Source organism: Stenotrophomonas sp. YJH_SMC_57, assembly GCF_059369755.1.
This window is the reverse complement of sequence record NZ_JCAFSZ010000005.1, coordinates 134,566-151,922: the sequence shown is the minus strand read 5'-3', so window position 1 is coordinate 151,922 and position 17,357 is coordinate 134,566. Positions and strand designations below refer to the sequence as shown.

At 67.9% G+C, this 17,357-nt stretch carries 19 protein-coding genes; 18 read left to right on the top strand and 1 reads right to left on the bottom strand.

The features are described from left to right. Positions 1 to 13: 13 nt before the first annotated feature. From AC5P7U_RS08150 to map, 13 genes are all read left to right on the top strand, one after another. Positions 14 to 697, top strand: coding sequence for a response regulator (locus tag AC5P7U_RS08150; protein ID WP_049456140.1), 684 nt, complete (start codon positions 14 to 16; stop codon positions 695 to 697). Next, positions 694 to 2,073 carry a sensor histidine kinase gene (locus AC5P7U_RS08145; protein ID WP_053509417.1) on the top strand — a complete coding sequence of 460 codons (1,380 nt, stop codon included), beginning with the start codon at positions 694 to 696 and terminating at the stop codon, positions 2,071 to 2,073. Before AC5P7U_RS08150 ends, AC5P7U_RS08145 begins: the two co-directional genes overlap by 4 nt. A gap of 79 nt (positions 2,074 to 2,152) precedes the next feature. Next, positions 2,153 to 2,989: an alpha/beta hydrolase gene (locus tag AC5P7U_RS08140; RefSeq protein ID WP_006425770.1), complete on the top strand. Its 837-nt coding sequence runs from the start codon at positions 2,153 to 2,155 to the stop codon at positions 2,987 to 2,989. Position 2,990: 1 nt separating this feature from the next. Continuing rightward, a complete protein-coding gene (locus AC5P7U_RS08135) occupies positions 2,991 to 3,350 on the top strand; it encodes an EamA family transporter (protein WP_006425769.1) in 360 nt (119 codons plus the stop codon). Next, positions 3,347 to 3,745 carry a DMT family transporter gene (locus AC5P7U_RS08130; RefSeq protein WP_006425768.1) on the top strand — a complete coding sequence of 133 codons (399 nt, stop codon included), beginning with the start codon at positions 3,347 to 3,349 and terminating at the stop codon, positions 3,743 to 3,745. The genes AC5P7U_RS08135 and AC5P7U_RS08130 overlap by 4 nt, the downstream gene beginning before the upstream one ends. A gap of 10 nt (positions 3,746 to 3,755) precedes the next feature. Next, entirely contained in the window at positions 3,756 to 4,964 is a 1,209-nt protein-coding gene (locus AC5P7U_RS08125; RefSeq protein WP_197563249.1) for a DegT/DnrJ/EryC1/StrS family aminotransferase, read from the top strand. A 168-nt stretch (positions 4,965 to 5,132) separates the two neighbouring features. Continuing rightward, entirely contained in the window at positions 5,133 to 5,849 is a 717-nt protein-coding gene (locus AC5P7U_RS08120; protein WP_006425765.1) for an MtnX-like HAD-IB family phosphatase, read from the top strand. 65 nt (positions 5,850 to 5,914) lie between these two features. Continuing rightward, complete coding sequence (locus AC5P7U_RS08115; RefSeq protein ID WP_006425764.1) at positions 5,915 to 7,315, top strand: aspartate aminotransferase family protein; 1,401 nt, start codon at positions 5,915 to 5,917, stop codon at positions 7,313 to 7,315. 28 nt (positions 7,316 to 7,343) lie between these two features. Continuing rightward, the gene (locus tag AC5P7U_RS08110; protein WP_197563251.1) at positions 7,344 to 8,408 is read left to right on the top strand and encodes a GNAT family N-acetyltransferase; all 1,065 of its coding nucleotides are present in this window, start codon (positions 7,344 to 7,346) and stop codon (positions 8,406 to 8,408) included. 3 nt (positions 8,409 to 8,411) lie between these two features. Continuing rightward, a complete protein-coding gene (locus AC5P7U_RS08105) occupies positions 8,412 to 9,296 on the top strand; it encodes an arginase family protein (RefSeq protein ID WP_197563253.1) in 885 nt (294 codons plus the stop codon). 147 nt (positions 9,297 to 9,443) lie between these two features. Further along, positions 9,444 to 9,803, top strand: coding sequence for a glyoxalase superfamily protein (locus AC5P7U_RS08100; protein ID WP_197563255.1), 360 nt, complete (start codon positions 9,444 to 9,446; stop codon positions 9,801 to 9,803). Between the two features lie 68 nt (positions 9,804 to 9,871). Continuing rightward, positions 9,872 to 10,084: a ParD-like family protein gene (locus AC5P7U_RS08095; RefSeq protein ID WP_006425741.1), complete on the top strand. Its 213-nt coding sequence runs from the start codon at positions 9,872 to 9,874 to the stop codon at positions 10,082 to 10,084. Between the two features lie 7 nt (positions 10,085 to 10,091). Further along, positions 10,092 to 10,874 (top strand): type I methionyl aminopeptidase, encoded by a 783-nt coding sequence (gene map, locus AC5P7U_RS08090; RefSeq protein WP_197563307.1) that lies wholly within the window; start codon positions 10,092 to 10,094, stop codon positions 10,872 to 10,874. Here map and AC5P7U_RS08085 read toward each other — a convergent pair. Beyond that, positions 10,871 to 11,485 carry a LysE/ArgO family amino acid transporter gene (locus AC5P7U_RS08085; RefSeq protein ID WP_197563257.1) on the bottom strand — a complete coding sequence of 205 codons (615 nt, stop codon included), beginning with the start codon at positions 11,483 to 11,485 and terminating at the stop codon, positions 10,871 to 10,873. The two genes, map and AC5P7U_RS08085, sit on opposite strands and share 4 nt — an antisense overlap. 107 nt (positions 11,486 to 11,592) lie before the next feature. Between AC5P7U_RS08085 and AC5P7U_RS08080 the strand changes: the two genes are divergently transcribed. The 5 genes from AC5P7U_RS08080 (at position 11,593) to AC5P7U_RS08060 (ending at position 17,273) form a co-directional block, all read left to right on the top strand. Next, on the top strand, positions 11,593 to 12,486 hold the full coding sequence (locus tag AC5P7U_RS08080; protein WP_495220992.1) for a LysR family transcriptional regulator ArgP: 894 nt from the start codon (positions 11,593 to 11,595) through the stop codon (positions 12,484 to 12,486). 78 nt (positions 12,487 to 12,564) lie between these two features. Then, a complete protein-coding gene (locus AC5P7U_RS08075; protein ID WP_197563261.1) occupies positions 12,565 to 13,971 on the top strand; it encodes a TolC family protein in 1,407 nt (468 codons plus the stop codon). Further along, positions 13,964 to 14,977, top strand: coding sequence for an efflux RND transporter periplasmic adaptor subunit (locus AC5P7U_RS08070; RefSeq protein WP_197563263.1), 1,014 nt, complete (start codon positions 13,964 to 13,966; stop codon positions 14,975 to 14,977). Before AC5P7U_RS08075 ends, AC5P7U_RS08070 begins: the two co-directional genes overlap by 8 nt. Next, positions 14,962 to 16,149 carry an ABC transporter permease gene (locus AC5P7U_RS08065; protein ID WP_197563265.1) on the top strand — a complete coding sequence of 396 codons (1,188 nt, stop codon included), beginning with the start codon at positions 14,962 to 14,964 and terminating at the stop codon, positions 16,147 to 16,149. Before AC5P7U_RS08070 ends, AC5P7U_RS08065 begins: the two co-directional genes overlap by 16 nt. Further along, on the top strand, positions 16,146 to 17,273 hold the full coding sequence (locus tag AC5P7U_RS08060) for an ABC transporter permease (RefSeq protein ID WP_197563267.1): 1,128 nt from the start codon (positions 16,146 to 16,148) through the stop codon (positions 17,271 to 17,273). Before AC5P7U_RS08065 ends, AC5P7U_RS08060 begins: the two co-directional genes overlap by 4 nt. The last annotated feature ends 84 nt before the right edge of the window (positions 17,274 to 17,357 follow it).

Genomic DNA, 17,357 nt, shown 5'->3' with positions numbered 1-17,357 from the left:
GGAGCCCCCGCGCATGCGCGTATTGATTGCTGAAGACGACCCGGACATTGCCTCCGGCCTGTGCGCCTCGTTGCGCCGGCAGGGGCATGTGGTCGACCACGTCGACAATGGCGCGCACGCCGATGCTGCGCTGGGCTCCACCCAGTACGCGCTGCTGGTGCTGGACCTGGGCCTGCCACAACTGGATGGCCGCGACGTGCTGCAGCGCCTGCGCCAGCGCGGTGATGGCCTGGCGGTACTGGTGGTGACCGCGCGCGATGGCCTGGCCGAGCGCGTGCGCGTGCTCGACCTCGGTGCCGATGACTATCTGGTCAAGCCGTTCGCGCTGGACGAATTCGAAGCGCGCGTGCGTGCGCAGCTGCGCCGGGTCACCAGCAATGGCAATCCGGACCTGCGCATCGGCCGCCTGCGCCTGGACCTGGCCGGTCACCGGGTGTGGATCGATGACCAGTCGCTGGAACTGACCGCGCGGGAGTTCGGCCTGCTGTCGGCACTGGCGGTACGCGCCGAGCGCATCGTCTCGCGCGCGCAGCTGGTGGAGGCGCTGTGCGACTGGGGCCAGGACCTGACCGACAACGGCCTGGACATCGCCCTGCACCGCCTGCGCCGCAAGCTGCAGCCGGGCGGCATGGGTATCCGCACCGTGCGTGGGCTGGGCTACATGCTGGAAGACGGGCAGGACGACAGCGCCCCGTGATCAGCGGACCGCCCAGCCTGCGCCGGCGCCTGCTCGCCTTCCTGGCGTTGCCGATGCTGGGCCTGCTCATCTTCAATACGATCCTGGCCTATTACGTTGCGCTGGACTATTCCAACCGTATCCACGACCGCAACCTGATCGACGATACGCATTCATTCGCGCAGATGCTGAGCACCATGCCGGTGACCAGCGACCTGTCACCGCAGGCGCGCTTCCTGATCGAATACGATCCCGACGGCCATCGCTATTTCAACGTCGACAGCAGCCGCAAGGGCACCCTCAGCGGCAACGCCGACTTCAGCCCATACGCGCCGTCGCAGGACTGCGCGGGCGTGCATCCGGCGCTGTATGACGGCAATCTCAACGGCCAGCAGGTGCGCATGGCCACCGTCTGCACCCAGGCGATGAATGATCCGCAGGACCAGCTGGCGGTGACCGTCGCCGAAAGCATGGCCGACCGCCGCCAGCGCGCGCGCGAGATCCTGATGATCATCATCCCGCTGATGACCATGCTGGCGCTGGGCACCGCCGCCCTGGTCTGGTTCGGCGTGACCTACGGCCTGCGCATCCTGACCCCGCTGAGGACCCGCCTGGCACAGCGCCGCGGCGAACTGGCGCCGATTTCCGATGCCGACGTGCCGGAAGAGATCCAGCCGCTGATCAGCACCATCGACGATCTGTTCGCACGCCAGGCCGAGATGATCACCCTGCAGAACCGCTTCATCGCCGATGCCGCCCACCAGCTGCGTTCGCCGCTGGCCGGCATGGCCCTGCACGTGGACCAGGCGCTGGCGCATGGCGACCCGGACACCGTGCGCGAGGCCCTGCAGCACATCCGCCGGCTCAACCAGCGCACCGCCCGGGTCAGCACCCAGCTGCTGGCGCTGAGCCGGGCGCAGACCGTGCCGGACACGGTGGAAGCGCTGGACCTGTGCGAACTGGTCCCGCAATGGGTCGGCATGCGCGTGCCGGAGGCGATCCGCGATGGCATCGACCTCGGCTACCGCGGCAGCAGCCAGCCGCTGCGCGTGCTCGGCAACGGCGCCATGCTGCAGGAGGCGCTGGACAACCTGATCGACAACGCCCTGCGCTATGCCGGCCGTGATGCCACCGTCACGGTCGGCGTGCACGCGCTGGATGACAATGACGTCGAACTGTACGTGGAAGACAACGGCCCCGGCGTGCCCGAGGACGTGATGCCCCGGCTTGGCGAACGCTTCTTCCGTGCCCCCGGCACCGCTGCCAGCGGCACCGGGCTGGGGCTGGCCATCGCCCATGAGGCGGTGGAGCACTTCGGCGGCCGCCTGGCCTTCCTCAACCGGCCCGGCGGCGGGCTGAAGGTGGCCATCACGCTGCCGCTGCTGAAGGCCCCCTGACCCGGCCCGGGGCGTTGAAAGGCTGGTGAAAATCGCGCTTGCGATCCTGCCATCCCCACTGCCGTCCCGGAGCCGCCAGGTGACCGAATCGCACGACTTCTTCCTCCCCGGTGGCCCGCAGGGCGTGCTGCTGGTGCATGGCCTGACCGGCACCCCGGCGGAAATGCGCATGCTGGGCAAGGGCCTGAACAACGCGGGATTCACCGTGCACGGCGTGCAGCTGCCCGGCCATTGCGGCACCGTGGATGACCTGCTGGCGACCACCTGGGAGCAGTGGTACCAGGGCGTGGAAGATGCGGCGGCCACTCTGCGTGGCAAGGTCGACCAGCTGTTCGTCGGTGGCCTGTCGATGGGCGCGGTGCTGTCGCTGGCACTGGCCGCGCGCCGCCCGGAGTGGGTGTCCGGCGTCGGCGTGTATGGCGCCACCTTCCGTTACGACGGCTGGAACATCCCGGCCGTGGCCCGCTTCTCGTTCCTGCTGCCGTGGTTCAAGCGCTTCAACATCGGCCGCGACCGCATGTTCATGGAGGAGCCGCCGTACGGCCTGCGTGACGAACGCCTGCGCGCGCAGGTCAGCGCCGCCATGCTGTCCGGCGACAGCGCCGCCGCCGGCCTGCCTGGCAACCCCTGGCATGCCCTGGCCGAAATGCGTGCACTGAGCCACTGGACCCGCCGCCACCTGCACCAGGTGACTGCCCCGTGCCTGGTGATGCACGCCCGTGAGGATGATGTGGCCAGCATGGGCAATGCCGAACTGGTGATGTCGCGGGTCAGTGGCCCGAAGGAGCTGGTGGTGCTGGAAGACAGTTACCACATGATCACCATCGACCGCGAACGCCGCGACGTCATCCGCCGCAGCGCGCGCTTCTTCACCGAGATCGGTGAACGCAGCGGCGTGCTCAAGGCGGTGGCCTGAGATGGGGGCACTCGCCACCCTGCTGTGGCTGGCCAACGTCGTGCTCGATACCGGTGGCCAGCTCGCCTTCAAGGCTGCGGCCAGCGACCCGCAGGACGGCGAAGGACTGCAACGCTGGAAACACATGCTCAGCCGCCCCTGGCTGTGGATCGGCATCGCCTGCTATGTGCTTGAGTTCGTCGCCTGGATCGCCTTCCTGTCACTGGTACCGCTGTCCAAGGGCGTGCTGCTGGGCTCGATCAACATCGTGGCGCTGATGATCGCCGGCCGCTTCCTGTTCCGCGAGAAGCTCACGCCGCTGCGGGTCACCGGCATGCTGCTGGTCACTGCGGGCGTGGCGGTGGTGGGGGCCGGCTCATGAGGCGCCTGTATGTGATCGGTTTCCCGCTGCTGATGGCCTTCGACACGCTGGCCCAGCTGTGCTTCAAGTATGCCGGCGATGCCGCGCTGCCGGTCGAGGCCAACAGCGCGTGGCTGCTGCGCGTGCTGTCGCAGCCGTGGGTGTACGGCGCCATCCTCGGCTACATCGGTGCGTTCTTCACCTGGATGAGCCTGCTGCGCCATGCGCCGATCGGCCCTGCGTTCGCCGCTTCGCACCTGGAAGTGATCAGCGTGCTGCTGCTGTCGGCCTGGCTGTTGAACGAGCCGCTGACCCTGCATCACCTGGTCGGTGCGGTACTGATCGTGGCCGGTATCGTCTGCCTGGGCCGTGCCGAAGCAGACGACCCGCACAGCCCCGCCGAAAGCACCGCATGAGCGCGTTGCGATGAGCCTGTTCGCGCGCGAACTGCCACCGACCGCAGGCCTGCCGATGCAGGCCAGCGACTTTCTTCCCGGTGGTGGCGACCTGCGCGCGATCCTGGCCAACCAGCTGGGCACACCGCCGCTGCAGCTGACCTGCTCCGGTACCCACGCGCTGCTGATTGCACTGCGCACCCTGCGCAAGCGCGCGCCCAAGCGCGACACCGTGATCCTGCCGGCCTACACCTGCCCGCTGGTGCCGATCGCGGTGCACAGCCTGGGCCTGCGCGTGCAGCTGTGCGATACCCGCCACGGCCACTTCGACTTCGATCCCGGCCAGCTCAAACGGCTGGCCGATGCGCGCACGCTGGCGATCCTGCCGACCCACCTGGGTGGCCGCATCGCCGACGTCGAGCTGGCCTGCGAGATTGCACGCGGCGCGGGTGCCTGGGTCATCGAGGATGCCGCGCAGGCACTGGGTGCCCGGATCGGCAACAGCAGTGTCGGACTGCGCGGCGATATCGGTTTCTTCAGCCTGGCCGCTGGCAAGGGACTGAGCCTGCACGAAGGCGGCCTGCTGGTCAGCCGTGACGACGAGCTGCGTGCCGCGCTGGCAGGACATGCTGCCGAACAGGTGCGTTCCAGCCTGCGCTGGGAGCTGCTGCGCAGCGTGCAGCTGCTCGGCCTGGCGGCCTGCTACCGACCTTCGCTGCTGTCGCTGGTATACGGCAATCCACTGCGCAGCGCGCTGCAGCGTGGCGACCTGGAAGAAGCGGTCGGTGACATTTTCCCGCTGCAGATTCCACAGCACCGGGTCAGCCAGTGGCGGCAGAACATCGGTGCCCATGCCGCGCGGCGATTGCCGGCCTTCCTGCAGGCCGGGCGCCTGCGCGCGTTGCAGCTGCGCGTGCAGCTGGCCCAGCTGCCGGCGGTGGAGGTGGTCGATGGCCTCGCTGGTACCGGTGGCACCTGGCCGATGCTGATGCTGCTGCTGCCCAGCCAACGTGCCCGCGATGCCGCACTGAAAAACCTGTGGCCGCGCGGCCTCGGCGCCAGCCGCATGTTCATCCATGCGCTGCCCGACTACGCCTACCTGCGCGGCATCGTGCCGATGGCCGACGTGCCCAACGCACGCGACTTCGCCGCACGCATGCTGACGCTCGGCAACAGCGCCTGGCAGACCCGTGAAGAGACCTCGGAAATCCTGCGGGCGCTGGCTGATGCCCAAGCGTGAAAGCCGCTCCTGCCGGGCGTTTCGCGCATTCAGCAACGTCACTTCCTGAACGCTTTCCCCACCCGGAAATGAAGGCTTTCAACAGGAAAGGAACGAGAAAGGCGGCCTGCCTACATTGAGCCTGCCCCGGCACCGTGCCGGACGCCTTTCCCATCGACGGACCTGCCCATGCACTGGAGCATCCTGTGTGACTTCGACGGCACCATCAGCCTCGAAGATGTCATCGACTCGCTGCTGGAGAAGTACGGCCAGCCGGGCTGGCAGGAACTGGAAGAACAGTGGAAGTCGGGAAAGATCGGCTCGCGTGAATGCATGCAGGGCCAGGTGCGGCTGCTGAAGCTGGACCCGGCCATGCTTGATGCGCACCTGGACCAGGTGCAGATCGATCCGGGCTTCGCTGCCTTCGTCGCCCGCGCCGAGCAGCTGGGCCTGCCGCTGCGCATCGTCAGCGACGGCTTGGACTATGCGATCCACCGCATCCTCGCCAACCACGGCCTGTCGCGGCTGCCGGTAGTGGCCAACCACCTGCGCTGGTGTGAAGACCACTGGGAACTTGAATCGCCCTACCAGTCCGAAGGGTGCCGCAGCGGCACCTGCAAGTGCACCTGCGCTGCGCAGGCACGTGCCAACGAAGCACCGCGCGTGCTGATGATCGGCGACGGCAGCTCGGACTTCTGCGTGTCGGAGGATGCCGACTTCGTGTTTGCCAAGCGCCGCCTGATCACCCATTGCACCCATGCCGGCATCGAACATGCCGCGATCGATACCTTCCACGATGCCATCGCGCTGTTGCCGCGCCTGCTTGATGGCAGCCTGCTGCAGCCACGTCGCATCGACGCCAGCCCGCAGCCCACTGCACTGCCCCTGCTGCTGGCCACCGCCTGAGCACCTCCTTCCAGACCCGCTCCCCCGTTGCCCCCTTTCGAACGTCCTTCACGGAACCGAACTGCATGAACATTTTTGACAAGAATGCCGACGCCGCTGCCTCCGATGCGCAGCTGCTGGCCGACGAAGCCCGCTACAGCTCCTTCGGCGACACCGTCCACTACGTCGACCCGCCGAAGATCTTCCAGCGCGGCGAAGGCAGCTACATGTTCGATGGTGCGGGCGTGCCCTACCTCGACCTGCAGATGTGGTACTCGGCCTGCAACTTCGGCTACAGCAACAAGCGCCTGAACGATGCGCTGAAGGACCAGATCGACACCCTGCCGCAGGTCGCCAGCCAGTACCTGCACCCGACCCGCGTGCAGCTGGCCAAGACCATTGCCGTGGACATGCACGAGAAGTTCGGCCTCGACGGCCGCGTGCACTTCAATGTCGGCGGCGCGCAGGCCATCGAAGACTCGCTGAAGATCGTGCGCAACGCGCGCGGTGGCAAGAGCCTGATGTTCGCCTTCGAAGGCGGCTACCACGGCCGCACCCTGGGTGCCTCGTCGATCACTTCCAGCTACCGCTACCGCCGCCGCTACGGTCATTTCGGCGAGCGCGCGATGTTCATCCCGTTCCCGTACCCCTTCCGTCGCCCGAAGGGCATGACCCCGGACGAGTATTCCGACCACTGCGTGTGGCAGTTCGAGCGCCTGTTCGAAAGCGAATACAACGGCGTGTGGGATCCCAAGGTCGGCCAGGCCGAGTACGCCGCGTTCTACGTCGAGCCGATCCAGGGCACCGGCGGCTACGTGATTCCGCCGCGCAACTTCTTCACCGGCCTCAAGCGCGTGCTGGACAAGTACGGCATCCTGATGGTGGTCGATGAAATCCAGATGGGCTTCTGGCGCACCGGCAAGCTGTGGTCGATCGAGCACTTCGGCGTGACCCCGGACGTGCTGGTGTTCGGCAAGGCGTTGACCAACGGCCTGAACCCGCTGTCGGGCCTGTGGGCGCGCGAAGAGCTGATCAACCCGACCGTGTTCCCGCCGGGCTCCACCCACTCCACCTTCAACTCCAACCCGCTGGGCACCCGCCTGGGCCTGGAAGTGCTGAAGCTGGGCAAGGAAATGGACTACGAGCGCACCGTGCCGGAAAAGGGCGCGTACTTCCTCGACGGCCTGCGTGGCCTGCAGAAGCGCCACCCGGAAATCGGCGACGTCGATGGCCTGGGCCTGGCCCTGCGTGCGGAAATCTGCCAGACCGACGGCTACACGCCGAACAAGGAACTGCTGGACCGCATGGTCGACATCGGCCTGGCCGGTGACCTGCTGCACGATGGCAAGCGCATGGGCCTCGTGCTCGACGTGGGTGGCTGGTACAAGAACGTGATCACCTTCGCGCCGTCGCTGGACATCAGCTACGAAGAGATCGACCTGGCGATCACCCTGCTCGACCAGGCGCTGACCAAGGCCAAGGGCTGAGGTCGATGCGCTGCCGGTTCCCGTGCCGATGGAGATGACGTCACGTGCATCCAGCACTGCGCTGGAACCGGCCGCGCTGCTGGAGGGCTTCCTGGCCCACCCACCGCTCGGATTCGAAGCAGGCCGCCTGCCCAGCGGCCTGCCGACCTTCCGTGCGCCGCTGGACCTGACCACCACGATGGACGACGCACTGCGCGACAAGCTGCTTGGCCTGCCGCTGTCGCGCCTGTGGCGGCCATGGATCACCTGGCAGACCCGCTTCGTCGGTGCCACCAGCACCGAGTACACCCCGCTGCCGGCGCACGTCGCGCCTGAGGCGCTGGCCGAGGACGTGACGCGTCACGCGATCGGCGATACGCGGCTGCTGGTGGTCAAGGACCTGGCGATCGATTCGCCGCTGCTGGACGACGCCGCCAATGCACACAGCGGTGCCTTCCTGCAGGCGCTGCTGGCGCGTGGCTTCGTCGAACTGGAAGGCATGCCGCTGGCCTGGGTGGCGATCGATTTCGATTCGCTCGACGGCTATCTCGGCCGCCTGTCGTCTTCGCGTCGCAAGAACATCCGGCGCAAGCTGCGCTCGCGTGATGACCTGCAGATCGACTGCATCCGCACCGGTGATCCGGCGCTGGCCGACCCGCAGCTGCAGGCCGAACTGTATGCCCTGTACCTGGGCGTGTATGCGCAGAGCGCGGTGCATTTCGACCAGCTCGACCTGCCCTACTTCCAGCACCTGCTGGCCGACAGCCAGGGCCAGGGACGGATGTTCCTGTACCGCCACCAGGGCCAGCTGATCGGATGGAACCTGTGCTACGTGCACGCCGGCAAGCTGGTGGACAAATACATCGGACTGGCCTATCCGCAGTCGCGCGAGCACAACCTGTACGCGGTCAGCTGGATGCACAATCTCGCGTACGCGCTGCAGCACGGCCTGAGCCATTACGTGGCGGGCTGGACCGACTCGCGGATCAAGGCCGAACTGGGCGCGAGCTTCACTTCCACCCGGCATGCGATCCACGCGCGCTCACCGCTGCTGCGTGCCGCCCTGCGCAGGCTGGCGCCGCATCTGCAGGGCGAGCCTGATGGAGGCGGTTGAACGATGCCGTTGCGTTCCCCGCTGATCCTTGACCTGGATGGTGGCGTGCTGCCGCTGCCCCAGGCACAGACCCTGGCCCTGCCGCAGTGGCACGATCCGCTGCGCTTCGCCTGCAGCAATGCCATGCTGGACCGCTTCGCCGCCGACGTGCTGGCCCCGCTGCCTGCCCAGCTCGGCACGGTCATGCTCGGCAGTGGCGACTTCCATCACCTCAGCCTGCCGCTGCTGCGGCGCATGCGCGCGCAGGCACCGTTCCAGCTGGTGGTGCTGGACAACCACCCGGACAACATGCGCTTCCCGTTCGGCATGCACTGCGGATCGTGGGTGAACGCTGCCAGCAAGCTGCCGCAGATCGTGCACATCCACGTACTGGGCATCACCTCCAGTGACATCGGCCTTGGCCACGCCTGGGAGAATCACTGGCGTCCGCTGCTGGGCGGCCGCCTGACCTACTGGTGCATGGACGTGGACGTGAGCTGGGGCCACCGCCTGGGCATGGGTCACGCCTTCCGCCGTTTCGAACACCCCGAGGCACTGGTGGCGGCGTTCGCCGCCGAACAGGCCAAGTCGCCGCAACCCACCTACCTGTCCATCGACAAGGATGTGTTTGCCGAGGACGTGGCCCGCAGCAACTGGGATCAGGGCCGTTTCCAGCTGGAGGACGCGCTGGTGGTGATCGAGGCGCTGCGCGCCGGCGGCCTGGTCGGCAGTGACATCACCGGCGAAGTCTCGCTGGCCAACTACCGCAGCCGGTTCAAGCGCTGGCTGTCGTCGCTGGATGGCCAGCCCGACATCCCTGCCGACGATCTTCCCGTATGGCAGGCGCGGCACCAGCAGGTGAACCGCGAACTGCTGGCAGCGATGGCCGCGGTGCCGACCGCCTGCTGACCGCTTGCGGTCGCGCCGTCCGCTGGCCGGCGTGGCTTCGGTAGTGCCGGCCGCTGGCCGGCAATGCCAACCAAGATTGGCATCTACCAGACCAATGCCGGCCAGCGGCCGGCACTACACTGGATGCCTGCCCCCGGAGCCGCTGCCGTGCCCCAGACCGTCATTCCGCAACTGCGCATGCGCCATGCCGACACCAGCCTGCCGTTCTACGTGCAGGGGCTGGGTTTCGTGGTCGACTGGGAACACCGCTTCGAACCCGGCTTCCCGCTGTTCGCCCAGCTCACCCGCGACGGCCAGACGATCTTCCTCACCGAACACAGCGGCGACTGCGAAGTCGGCGGCGCGGTGTACTTCATCGTCGAGGATGTCGATGCACTGCACCGCGCCTTCAGTGCCGCAGGCGTCCCCATCGAGCAGCCGCCGCATGACACCGAATGGGGCATCCGCGAGATGCTGCTGCGTGACCCCGACGGCAACCGCCTGCGCTTCGCCACCCACGCAGACTGAACCCTGGCGGCTTGAGCTGGATATACGAAACATATACGCTTCGTATATTCACTTCCCCAGGACCTCCGATGGGCATCGTCAACATCGATGACACCCTGCACGACCAGCTGCGCCGTGCCTGCACCGTCTCCAGCCGCTCGATCAACGCCCAGGCTAATTTCTGGATCCGGGTCGGCATGCTGTGCGAGATGAATCCTACGCTGAGCTTCCAGGACATCGTCGCCAGCGAACTGCGCGCGGCCGGCGTGCAGCCACAGGCGCTGGCGCCCGGGCGGGCCTGACATGGCGATGATCAAGCAGCCGCACGAAATCGCACTGATGGCCGAATCCGGGCGCCTGCTGGCGCAGGTGTTCGCCGCGCTCGACCGGCTGCCGCTGCAGGGCCGCAGCACCATGGAAATCAACGATTTCGTCGAGCGCATGATCGTCGATGAACTCCATGCGCGGCCGGCCAGCAAGGGCCAGTACGGCTTCCCGTACGTGCTCAACACCTCGATCGACAACGTGATCTGCCACGGCGTGCCCAGCACTGACGACGTGCTGCGCAACGGCCAGATCGTCAACCTCGACATCACCCTGGAGAAGAACGGCTACATCGCCGACTCCAGCACCACCTACCTGGTCGGTGAGGTCGACTACCCCGCACGCCGCCTGGTGCAGACCACCTACCAGGCGATGTGGAAAGGCATCGCCGCAGTGCGACCCGGCGCACGGCTGGGCGACATCGGCCACGCCATCGCCCGCCACGCGCGCAGCCATGGCTACAGCGTGGTGAAGGAATACTGCGGCCACGGCATCGGCCAGGAGATGCACGAGGAACCGCAGATCCTGCACTACGGTCATCCGAACACCGGCATGACACTGGAAGAAGGCATGGTGTTCACCATCGAACCGATGCTCAACCAGGGCAAGCCGGCCATCCGCCAGCAACCGGACGAATGGCCGGTGTACACCCGCGACGGCAAGCTGTCGGCGCAGTTCGAACACACCGTGGCGGTCACCGCCAGTGGCGTGCGCGTGCTCACCCTGCGCCCTGGCGAAACGCCGTTGTGTGCGGTGGAAGCGGCCTAGAGCGGGCGCAACAGCAGCAGCGTGGCGAGGCAGAACATGAAGACCGCCACCCCTGCGTCCAGCACACGCCACGCAGCCGGCCTGCGGAACACCGGCTGCAGGATGCGCGCGCCATAGCCCAACGTGCAGAACCAGGCCACACTGGCAACGCAGGCACCGGCGGCGAAGGCCCAGCGCAGATCACCCGGGTAACGCGTGGACAGGCTGCCCAGCAGCACGACGGTATCCAGATAGACGTGCGGGTTGAGCAGGGTGAAGGCCAGGCAGGTCATCAGCACCTGCCGTCCACTGCCGCCCTGCGCCTCGGCGGCGGCCAGTGCGCTGCCACCGCGCCACGCGCGCAGCCCGGCCTGCAGGCCGTACCAGAGCAGGAATGCCGCGCCACCGAAGCGCAGCACCTGCAGCAGCAGCGGCCACTGCAGCACCAGCGCGCCCATCCCGCCCACGCCGGCCAGGATCAGCGCGATGTCCGCGCCGGCACAGGCCAGCACTACCCTCCCAACATGGCGCTGCTGCAGGCCCTGGCGCAGTACGAAGGCGTTCTGCGCACCGATGGCGATGATCAGGCCGGCACCTGCGAACAGGCCGGCGGCGGTAGCGGCAATCCACATCAGGGGCGGGCCAAGCAGTGAAGGGACGCGCAGGGTGCGGCCAACGGTCCTGTTAAGACAATCTGCTTTTTCTTTATCCTGTGCAGAAAAACTGAAGAGGCTTCCGCGTGGATCTGGTACATCCGCAACTTGCAGCCTTCTCTGCGGTGCTGGAAGAAGGCAGCTTCGAGGCTGCGGCACGCCGCCTGTCGATCAGCGCGTCGGCACTTTCGCAACGGATCAAGGCGCTGGAGGACCGGCTCGGCCAGGTACTGGTCGTGCGCCAGGCACCGTGCCGGCCCACCGCCGCCGGAGAGGCATTGCTGCGCCGCGTCCGGCCCATGCAGGCACTGGAGGCCGAGGCGCTGGCCGAACTGCTGCCCGAGCGCGGCAGCGATGCCGCGCGCACGCCGATCCCCTTGGCGGTCAACGACGACTCGCTCGATACCTGGTTCGTACCGGCGATCGCCGAACTGCACCAGCGCCACGGCTACCTGTTCGACCTGCGCATGGACGACCAGGACCACACCCCGCAGCTGCTGCGCGATGGCAGCGTGCTCGGCGCGGTCACTGCCGAAGGCCAACCGGTGAAAGGCTGCAACGTGCATCCGCTCGGCGCCATGCGCTACCACGCCATCGCCTCGCCCGGCTTCACCCGCCAGTACTTCAGCGATGGCATGCAGGCCGCCGCCCTGGCGCGCGCACCGATGCTGGTGTTCAACCGCAAGGATGAACTGCAATGGCGCTTCGTGCGGCGGCTGACCCGCGCGCGCGTGCAGCCACCGCTACACTACCTGCCCTCCTCCACCGGTTTCGTCGAAGCCGCGGCGTGCGGACTCGGCTGGGGCATGGCGCCGGAAACCCTGGTCGCGCCCGCCGTGCGCGCTGGACGCGTGGTGGTACTGGAACCCCGCCGCTGGCTGGATGTGCCGCTGTACTGGCAGCATGCCGCCGTGCGCTCAAGCACGCTGCAGCACATCACCCAGGCGCTGCGCAGCGCGGCCAGCGGCACCCTTCGCTGAGGACCACACGATGACCGCAGACCCGGGCTTCACACCGCGCGCACTACCGTTTGCACACTTCTTCACCATTGGGACGGCATGGGCGTGATCGGCCGACGTACAAGGATGCACCGCGCAAAGGCCGCGCTGGCGCTGACGCTGGCAACCTGCCTGCCCCTCACTGCGCTGGCGCAGACCATCACCGACGCACCGGCATTGGACTGGGAACAGGCACGCCAGCGCCTGGAACAGGTCTCCGATGCGTTGGCCGCGGCCGATGCAGCGGTTCGCAACAAGCAGGACCTGCAGGACGCCACGCGCCTGCTGCGCCTGCCGGAGATCACCGGCGAAGTACGCCGCCTGCAGTTCCAGAAGACCCTCACCCTGCCACTGGGCTCGCTGGCGCCGGTGGCCGAAGCCTTCGGCATCGACTCGCCCCTCTCATTCACCGAACGCGACTGGCGCACCCGCCCGGTGGTGACCGCAGTGCTGCCGCTGTACACCGGCGGGGTGATCCCTGCTGCACAGCGCGCCGCCAGCGCCGCCCACGAACAGGCCAGCGCCGAGCGCGAAGCGCAGCGCCAGTCGCTGACCGTGCAGCTGGCCCAGGCTTATTTCGGCCAGCGCCTGGCCGAACAGGCGGTGGAGGTGCGCCGCGATGTGCGCGATGGCCTCAACCAACACCTGTCCGACGCCGGAAAGCTGGAACGCGAGGGCTTCGCCACCCGTGCGCAGCGCCTGCAGGCTACCGTGGCCCGCGACAAGGCCGAGCGCGAGTACCAGAAGACGGTCAACGACCTGGCCACGCTGAAGGCCGCGCTGTCCACCCTGCTGCGCAGCGGCGGCGAGGTGCAGCCGGTATCACCGCTGTTCGTGCAGCGCGCGCCGCTGGAACCGGTCGCCCGCTTCGAACGCACCGCGCAGGCCCGCCAGCCGCAGATCGCGCGCCTGCGGGCGATGGTGGCCCAGGCCGAACAGGGCGTGCGCGTGCAGCAGGCCAAGCTGAAACCGCAGATCTTCGCCTTCGGCCAGTACGACTTCCGCCGTCGCGACGAAATGCTGACCGATCCGGACTGGGCGTTCGGCATCGGACTGAAATACACCTTCCTGTCGCCGAACTCGCGGCCGGCGCAGATCAGCGCCGCGCGTGCGCAGCAGGAGCAGGCCGAAGCGGGCCTGCGCGAAGCCGAGAACCAGGTTGCACTGGGCGTGCGCAAGGCCTGGAACGAACTGGAGACCGCCCGCCAGCAGTTCGTGCTGCTCGACAGCAGCATTGCCCAGGCACAGGAAAACCTGCGCCTGCAGGAGCTGGCGTTCCGCGAAGGCCAGGCCACCTCGCTGGATGTGATCGACGCGCGGCTCGGCCTCGGCGGTGCCCGCGTCGAGCGCGCACAGGCCGCCTACCAATACGATATTGCACTGGCACAGCTGCTGGAGGTCAGTGGACAGATGGACCGTTTCGAAGAATTCCGGCGGCGTGCGGACGAGGTGATCGACCATGAGTGATGTGCTGCACGACGATGCGACAACGCCCCCCGGCAAGCGCCGGCTGGGACCGATTCTGATAGGGGTACTGCTGGTGGTGGTGGTGGTCGGCCTGTGGCTTGCCTGGCGCAGCCCGGCCGACCAGATCCAGGGCATGGCCGATGCGGACACCATCAACGTGGCCGCCAAGATCACCGCGCGCGTGGCCGAACTGAAGGTGCGCGAGGGCGACCGCGTGCAGCCCGGGCAGGTGCTGTTCCTGCTCGACAGCCCCGAGGTGGCCGCCAAGGAACAACAAGCACACGGCGCCCTGGCCGCCGCGCAGGCGGTGGCCGACAAGGCCGACGAGGGTGCGCGCAGCGAAGACATCCGCGCCGCTGAAGCCAACTGGAAGCGGGCCGAAGCCGGTGCGACGCTGGCCGAGGCCACCTACCAGCGCGTGCAGAACCTGTTCAACGAAGGGGTGATGACCCGGCAGAAGCGCGATGAAGCGCATGCCCAGGCCACCAGCTCGCGCGAACTGGCGCGTGCCGCCCGCGCGCAGTACGACATGGCGCTGTCTGGCGCGCGCGAGCAGGACAAGCGCGCCGCGCAGGGCCAGGTGCAGCAGGCGCAGGGCGCGGTGGCCGAAGTCAACGCCGCACGCGCCGAAGTGGAAGGCCGCGCGCCGGTCGCCGGTGAGATCAACAAGCGCATGGCCGACCCGGGTGAACTGGTGCCGGCCGGCTACCCGGTGTTCACCCTGGTCGACATCGACCGCATGTGGGTGGCGATGAACCTGCGCGAATCGCAGATGCAGGGCCTGAAGGTCGGCAGCAAGCTGCGTGGCAGCGTGCCGGCGCTTGGCCAGGACGGCGAGTTCGAGGTCTATTTCATCAATCCGGCCGGTGACTATGCGACCTGGCGCACCACCCGCCAATCGTCCGGCTACGACGTCCGCAGCTTCGAGGTGCGGGTGCGCCCGGTACGCCGCATCGAGGGCTTCCGCCCCGGCATGAGCGTGCTGTTCGCATGGCCCCAGCACTGAGCCCTGGCCGCGGCGGCTTCGCCGCCAGTTGGCGGCGCGAGCTGCGATCGCTGCGCGGCAACCGTGCCGACCTGATGCTGGTCACCGTGCTGCCGCTGCTGATGCTGGTGGTGATGGCATGGATGTTCACCCCCTCGGTGATGCGCGACATTCCGATTGCCGTGGTCGACCTCGACCACAGCAGTGACAGCCGCCTGCTGCTGCGCATGCTCGATGCCAGCCCGGGCGTGCGCATCGCCAGCCAGCCAGCCGACATGGAGGACGCACGTTCGCAGTTGCGCCGCCTGGACGTGTTCGCCATCGTGCTGGTGCCGCGCGACGTTACCCGGCAGGCCCTGCGCGGGCGCCAAGGCACGGTATTCGCCTATTACAACGCCACCTACATGACCACCGGCCAGTCCGCCGCGCGCGATATCGGCGATGCGGTCTCGGCCTGGAATGCGCGCCTGCTGCGCGAGCGCATCGGCCTGCAGGTCGGCCCGGGCAAGCTGCGTGCGGCACCGATCGCGGTGCAGTCGGACATCCTCTACAACCCGGCACGCAGCTACGAGCTGTTCCTGCTGCCGCTGATCTTCCCGGCGGTGCTGTCGCTGGTGCTCGCGCTTGCCGTGGCCGGCAGCCTGGGCCGCGAGATCCGCGATGGCAGCCTGCCCGACTGGCTGGGTCGCACGCCGTGGGCCGCCATCGCCGGCAAGGTTGCACCGTACATCCTGCTGTTCTCGCTGTACGGTGCACTCGGGCTCGGTTACCTGGCCTGGCTGCGCGGCGATGGCGTGGCCGGCAGCGTGCTCCTGCTGCTGCTTGCGCAGCCACTGTTCTACCTGGCCACGGCCGCCTACGCGTTGTTCTTCGTCGGCGTCACCCGCGACATGGGTACCGCACTGTCCGCAGTCGGCCTCAGCATCGGCACCGCACTGGCGTTCTCCAGCGCCACCTTCCCGGTGCTGGACGGCCCCCTGTTCACCCGCATCTGGCATCAGCTGCTGCCGCTCAGCGCCTACATCAAGCTGCAGACCCAGCAACAGTTCATCGGTTCGCCGCTGCTGGTCTCGCTGTGGCCGTTGGCCACGCTGCTGCTGATGTCGGTGGTGGCCGGCGGCATCGGTGGCCTGCGCCTGATTGCCTTCGCGCGTACACCCGAGGCTGCGCAGCCAGCAAGGGCCGACGCATGAGCACGCTCTGGCGCAGCCTGCGGCAGACCCTGATGGCGGTGCTGTGCGACCGCTATGCGATCGTGGTGATGGTCGGCGCGGTGATCCTGTATTCGTTCTTCTACCCGGCGGCATACCGTCACCAGGTGGCCGGCAACCTGCCGGTGCTGGTGGTGGACGAAGACCACAGCGCCACCAGCCGCGAGCTGCTGCGCAAGCTGGACGCGCTGCGGGTCGCACGCGTGGTCGGGCAACCGGCCGGCATCGACAGCGCGCGCCAGCAGCTGGAAGCCGGCCATGCCGAAGGCATCGTGCTGATTCCGGCCAACCTGGAGCGCGACATCCTGCGCGGCCACCCTGCCAGGCTGGTGCTGCTCGGCAATGGCGCCTACCTGGGCCGCGCCAGCTGGGTGCTGGGCAGCGTGGCCGATGCACTGGGCGCGTTCGGGCGCGAGGCGGCGGTCGGCCAGGCCGCCTTCATGGGCGCGCCGCAGGCGCCCCCGGTCACCCTGGTGCAGCGCCCGCTGTACAACACCCAGGAGGGCTACGGCAGCGCCATCGTGCCCGGCGTGGCCGAACTGATCGTGCACCAGACCCTGCTGATGGGCATCGGCGTACTGCTGGGTGGCCGCCGCCTCGCGCTCGGCCGGCGCCTGCGCTTCGACCTGCCGACCCTGGCCGGCATGGCGCTGGGTTTCGGCCTGATCGGCCTGTTCGGCCTGTTCTACTACGCCGGTTTCACCGCCTGGGTGCAGGACTACCCACGCGGGGGCAATCCGCTGGGCCAGCTGCTGGGCGGCACCCTGTTCATTGCCGCGACGGTGGCGTTCGGCCTGTTCATCGGCAGCTTCTTCCGCACCCGTGAACGCGCGTTCCAGTACATCATCGCCACCTCGATCCCGCTGTTCTTCCTGGCCAACCTGTCGTGGCCGGCGGTGATGACGCCACGCCCGCTGGTGTGGCTGGCGCAGCTGCTGCCAACCACCTCGGGCATCAACCTGATGGTGCGCCTGAACCAGATGGACGCCCGCCTGGCCGAAGTCAGCCACGAACTGATCACCCTCAGCGTCCTGCTGCTGCTCTACGGCAGCCTCGCCGCCAGGCGCCTCCTCGCAAAAAAGGGGACGGTGGGGATTAAGTCGTAAGCGGCCGGATTGGCGGATTGCGATTCAATCCCCTCCGTCCCCTTTTTCTGTAACGACGAACGCCGGCTTGGGGCCGGCGTTCGA